This is a genomic window from Bradyrhizobium sp. (assembly GCF_049581145.1).
Taxonomy (GTDB): Bacteria; Pseudomonadota; Alphaproteobacteria; order Rhizobiales; family Xanthobacteraceae; genus Bradyrhizobium.
In genome coordinates this window covers 1-5,226 of sequence record NZ_JBAURI010001165.1, presented here as the reverse complement: position 1 = coordinate 5,226, position 5,226 = coordinate 1, and the positions used below count along the sequence as shown (strand labels likewise).

General features: G+C 65.3%; 6 protein-coding genes. All 6 read left to right on the top strand.

The annotated features are described in order from the left end of the window. Positions 1 to 363 (top strand): 1,2-phenylacetyl-CoA epoxidase subunit PaaD (paaD, locus tag WCB02_RS37155; RefSeq protein WP_423966823.1); only part of this gene is annotated, 363 nt, incomplete at its 5' end. A gap of 139 nt (positions 364 to 502) precedes the next feature. Further along, positions 503 to 1,585 carry a 1,2-phenylacetyl-CoA epoxidase subunit PaaE gene (gene paaE, locus WCB02_RS37150; RefSeq protein ID WP_423966820.1) on the top strand — a complete coding sequence of 361 codons (1,083 nt, stop codon included), beginning with the start codon at positions 503 to 505 and terminating at the stop codon, positions 1,583 to 1,585. 123 nt (positions 1,586 to 1,708) lie between these two features. Then, positions 1,709 to 2,173: a hydroxyphenylacetyl-CoA thioesterase PaaI gene (gene paaI / locus WCB02_RS37145; protein WP_423966817.1), complete on the top strand. Its 465-nt coding sequence runs from the start codon at positions 1,709 to 1,711 to the stop codon at positions 2,171 to 2,173. A gap of 17 nt (positions 2,174 to 2,190) precedes the next feature. Continuing rightward, positions 2,191 to 3,522, top strand: coding sequence for a phenylacetate--CoA ligase PaaK (paaK, locus tag WCB02_RS37140; protein ID WP_423966815.1), 1,332 nt, complete (start codon positions 2,191 to 2,193; stop codon positions 3,520 to 3,522). Between the two features lie 42 nt (positions 3,523 to 3,564). After that, on the top strand, positions 3,565 to 4,593 hold the full coding sequence (locus tag WCB02_RS37135; RefSeq protein ID WP_423966812.1) for a quinone oxidoreductase family protein: 1,029 nt from the start codon (positions 3,565 to 3,567) through the stop codon (positions 4,591 to 4,593). Between the two features lie 141 nt (positions 4,594 to 4,734). Continuing rightward, positions 4,735 to 5,226: YeeE/YedE thiosulfate transporter family protein (locus WCB02_RS37130; protein WP_423966809.1), on the top strand; the 492-nt coding region annotated here is incomplete at its 3' end.

The window sequence follows — 5,226 nt, the reverse complement described above, 5'->3', positions numbered from 1 at the left end:
GTCGAGGTCGCGATCACGCCGACCTATTCAGGCTGTCCCGCGATGAACATGATCGCGCTGGAGATCGAGCTGGCGCTGGCGCGCGCCGGTTTTGACCGTTGCAAGGTGCGCATCGTGCTGTCGCCGGCCTGGACCACCGACTGGATGAGCGAGGACGGCCGCCGCAAGCTCAGGGACTACGGCATTGCGCCTCCGTTGCCCGCAAGCTCGCGCCGCGCGCTGTTTGGCGTGCAGCAGGTGGCGTGCCCGCAATGCGGCTCGGAGAATACCGAATTGCTCTCGGAGTTCGGGTCCACTTCCTGCAAGGCGCTGTGGCGCTGCAAGGATTGCCGCGAGCCGTTCGACTATTTCAAATGTCATTGAAGCCGCCGTCATTGCGAGCGAAGCGAAGCAATCCAGTGTCGGGGACAGACCGAATGGATTGCTTCGTCGCGGAGCGTGTCATCGGGCGGCGCTTTGCGCCGACCCGTTGGCTCCTCGCAATGACGGTAGAGGATTGAGAATGTCCGCACCCATCCCGCGTTTTCATCGCCTCAGCATCAGCGACCTGCGCCGTGAAACCGCAGACGCGGTCTCATTGTCCTTTGACATCCCCAAAGCGCTCGCCGACGATTACCGCTTCGCGCCCGGGCAATATCTCACCTTGCGCACGATGATGGACGGCGAGGAGTTGCGCCGCTCCTATTCGATCTGTTCCGGTCCCGACGACGGCGAGCTGCGGATCGCGGTAAAGCGGGTCGACGGCGGGGCGTTCTCGAGCTGGGCGACCGACGAGCTCAAGGCCGGCGACGAAATCGAGGTAATGACGCCGACCGGCCGCTTCGGCGTGGCGTCGCAGCCTGGCGAAGCGCGCACCCATGTCGGCTTCGCCGCCGGCTCTGGCATCACCCCAATCCTGTCGATCGTGAAGGGCATCCTGGCGCGCGAGCCGAACAGCAAGTTCTTCCTGTTTTATGGCAACCGCTCGACAGCGGGCATGCTGTTCCGCGAAGCGCTGGAAGACCTCAAGGACCGCTTCATCGATCGCTTTTCGGTGTTTCACGTCATATCGGGCGAGGAGCAGGACATTCCGATCCTGCACGGGCGGCTCGACGACGCGAAGGTGAGGGTGCTGCTGCGCTCGCTGGTGCCGGCGTCAAGCGTCGACCACGTCTTCATCTGCGGCCCGACCGGCATGAGCGAGGAGGTCGAGGCGACCTGCCGCGATCTGGGCATCGCGCCGGACCACATCCATGTCGAGCGCTTCGTGTCCGGGCTCGGCGGCAAGCCGCGCCCGAAGCTCGCGATCGCGCCGACCGCGCCGCCAAAGGCGTTTGCCGCGCTGATCATCGACGGCAAGCGGCGCGAGGTTCCGGTCGCGGAGGGCGAAGCCATTCTCGATGCAGCGCTGCGCGGCGGTGTCGACCTGCCGTTCGCCTGCAAGGGCGGCATGTGCTCGACCTGCCGCGCCAAGCTGGTCGAAGGCAAGGCCGAGATGGATATCAACTATTCGCTCGAGCCCTGGGAGCTCAAGGCGGGATTCATCCTGACCTGCCAGGCCAAGCCTGTCACCGACAAGGTCGTGGTGGATTACGACCACGTGTGAAAGGTTTGAGAAGGGGCTTGGGGGGTCGTTGACACCCCGGTGGCTTGGCCTCAAGACTAAGGCATATCTAACGTAGGCATCCTAAAGAGGCTTGTTCAACAGGCCCGATCCGGGGAGACCGCTGTGAACGTCAAGGCCGAACTTTCGCCTGAGGATTTCGCGCGGGCCTGCGCGGATGCGATGTGGAAGGAGGATGACGCCAGCCAGGGGCTCGGCATGGAGATCGTCGAGATCGGGCCGGGCCGGGCGACGCTTGCGATGACGGTCAGGCCGGACATGGTCAACGGCCAGCGCATCGCCCATGGCGGCTTCATCTTCACGCTCGCCGATTCCGCCTTTGCCTTCGCCTGCAACAGCCACAACGAGCGCGTGGTGGCGGCGCAGGGCAACATCACCTTCATCCGTCCGGGTAAGCTCGGCGACAGATTGATCGCCACAGCGCGCGAGATTTCGCGCAGCGGGCGTTCCGGAATCTATGACGTGCGTGTTGTGGCCGGCGATACCGTGCTCGCCGAATTTCGCGGCCACTCCCGCACCGTTGGCGGCGCCTGGCTGCCACAGCCGGACGCGGACGCCAAGCCGGAATAGATTTGAGGAAACGCCAGATGGCTTCGACCAAGCTTCGATCGACGGCCGGCGGCTACAGCCCCGAAATGGATGACGCCGAGCGCGCCTCGCGCGACGAGATCGTGGCGTTGCAGGCCGGCCGGCTCGCGTGGTCGCTGCGACACGCCTACGACAACGTTGCGCATTACAAAAAGGCCTTCGCCGAGGCCGGGGTGCATCCCTCGGATTTCAGCGAGCTGTCCGATCTCGCGAAATTTCCATTCACGGTGAAGACCGATCTGCGCGACAACTACCCCTTCAACATGTTCGCGGTGCCGCGCGAGCAACTGGTTCGCGTCCACGCCTCCTCGGGCACCACCGGCAAGCCGATCGTGGTCGGCTACACCCAGGCCGATATCGACACCTGGTCGGCGGTGATGGCGCGCTCGATCCGCGCCGCCGGAGGACGGCGCGGCATGATCATCCACAACGCCTATGGCTACGGCCTGTTCACCGGCGGCCTCGGCGTGCACTACGGCGCCGAGAAGCTCGGCTGCACCGTCGTGCCCATCTCAGGCGGCATGACCGAGCGGCAGGTGCAGCTCATCGACGATTTCCGGCCTGACATCATCACGGTGACGCCGAGCTACATGCTGGCGATCCTCGACGAGTTCAAACGGCAAGGGCTCGACTCGCGAAAGTCGTCGCTGAAATTCGGGATCTTCGGCGCCGAACCCTGGACCAACGCGATGCGCGCCGAGATCGAGGCTGCCTTCGACATGGACGCCACCGACATCTACGGCCTGTCGGAGGTGATCGGCCCCGGCGTCGCCCAGGAATGCCTGGAGACCAAGGACGGCCTGCACATCTGGGAGGATCATTTCTATCCCGAGATCATCGATCCCGACACCGGCCAGGTTCTGCCGGACGGCGAGAAGGGCGAACTCGTTTTCACCTCGCTGACCAAGCAGGCCTTCCCGGTGATCCGCTATCGCACCCGGGACCTGACGCGGCTGCTGCCGGGCACGGCGCGGCCCGGCATGCGGCGGATGGAGAAGGTCACCGGCCGCTCCGATGACATGATCATCCTGCGTGGCGTCAACCTGTTCCCGACCCAGATCGAGGAGCTGCTGCTGGCGACCGACTGGTGCGGCGGCCATTTCATCCTCGAACTCACGCGTGATGGCCGCATGGACGAGCTGACCATCTCGGCCGAAGCGCGGCCCGAAAGCTGGGACGGCAACGGCCTGACCGATCATGCCGAGCGGATCAGCACCCACATCAAGAACACCATCGGCATCACCGCGCGGGTCAGGGTGGTGGCACCCGATACCCTGGAACGCTCGCTCGGCAAGGCCAAGCGTGTTTACGACAAGCGGCCGAAGGGGTAACTGCTGTTTCCTGAGGTTTCCAGAACAGCGAGATCATTCGGCATGCCGACTGCCCAGGACAATGACCGGCCCATCGCGGTCGAAGCCCGCTGCGTGCGGTTGAATGCGAAGGCGGCCGATGTGGCCTCGCTCGCGCCGATGGTCGAGCGGCGCAGCCTGTCGCGCGCCGCCAACGAACTGCTGATCGAGGTCAAGGCCGCGGCGGTCAATCCGTCCGACGTCAAGGCGGCGACCGGGCTGATGCCCTATGCGGTGTTTCCGCGCACGCCGGGCCGCGACTATGCCGGCGTGGTGATCGACGGCCCGCCGGACTGGATCGGCCGCGGGGTATTCGGCTCGTCCGGCGATCTCGGCATCCGCCGCGACGGCACCCATGCGACGCATCTCGCGGTCGAGACCGACGCAGTCGTCGACAAGCCGAGCAGCATCTCCTGGGAGGAGGCCGCCGGCATCGGGGTTCCCTTCGTCACCGCGATGGAGGGTTTTCGTCGCGCCGGCGTCCCCAAGCCAGGCGAGACCGTGCTGGTGATGGGGGTCAACGGCAAGGTCGGACAGGCCGCGGTGCAGATCGCGACCTGGCATGGCGCGCGCGCGATCGGCGTGGTGCGCAAGGCCGAGCCCTATGACGGGCACGCCAATGCCAGGGTCGAGGTGATCGACGCATCCTCGACCGATGTCGCCGCGCGCGTCCGCGAGCTGACCGGCGGCCACGGCGCCGACATCGTCTTCAACACCGTCGGCGATCCCTATTTTGAGGCCGCACACAAATCGCTCGCCTTGCGCGGACACCAGATCCTGATCGCCGCGGTCGATCGCATCGTCCAGTTCAACATTCTGGAGTTCTATCGCGGCCAGCACACCTATGTCGGCATCGACACGCTCGGGTTGTCGTCGATCGCGACCGGAGGGGTGCTGCGCGAGCTCGGCCCCGGCTTTGCGAGCGGGCATTTAAAGCCGTTTCCGATCAGTCAGTCGGCAATCTATCCGCTGGAAGATGCAAGACAGGCCTTCATTGCGGTCGCCGGCTCCTCGCGCGATCGCGTCATCCTTCGGCCCGAGAAAAAGAGTTGAGCCGGCATTGCGAGGAACGTGAGCTCCGAAGCAATCAACTCTTTCTTCGGCGCGACGGATTTCTTCGCGGAGCCCGTCATCGTGCGCACATTCGCGCGACCCCGTGGCTCGCAATGACGGGCAACCTTCCTGAGAGGCCCCATGGAATCTAACAGTGTCGTCGTGCTCGGCGGCTTGGCCATTGGTCTCGTCTATGGCGCGATCGGGCTCCTCAGCGGCTTCTGCATGATGAGCAGCCTGCGCGGCTGGTGGGCGGAGGGCGACAGCCGGCTGGTCCGCAGCTATGCGCTGGCGATGGCCACAGCGATCGCCGTCACGCAGATGCTGGCGGCCTATGGCCTGGTCGATCTCGGCAAGTCGATCTATCTGCAGCCGACCTTCTCGGCGCCGCTGATGTTCTTCGGCGGGCTGTTGTTCGGCTACGGCATGGTGATGTCGAATGGCTGCGGCTCGCGTGCGCTGGTGCTGCTCGGCCGCGGCAATCTGCGCTCCTTCGTGGTGGTGATCGTGATCGGCATGGTCGCGGAGATGACCCTGAAGGGGCTGATCGCGCCGGCGCGGATCGCGCTGCTGCAGGCGTCGCAGGCAACGGCGACGGTGACCTCGCTGCCGGCGCTCGCGACCGGCTTGGGG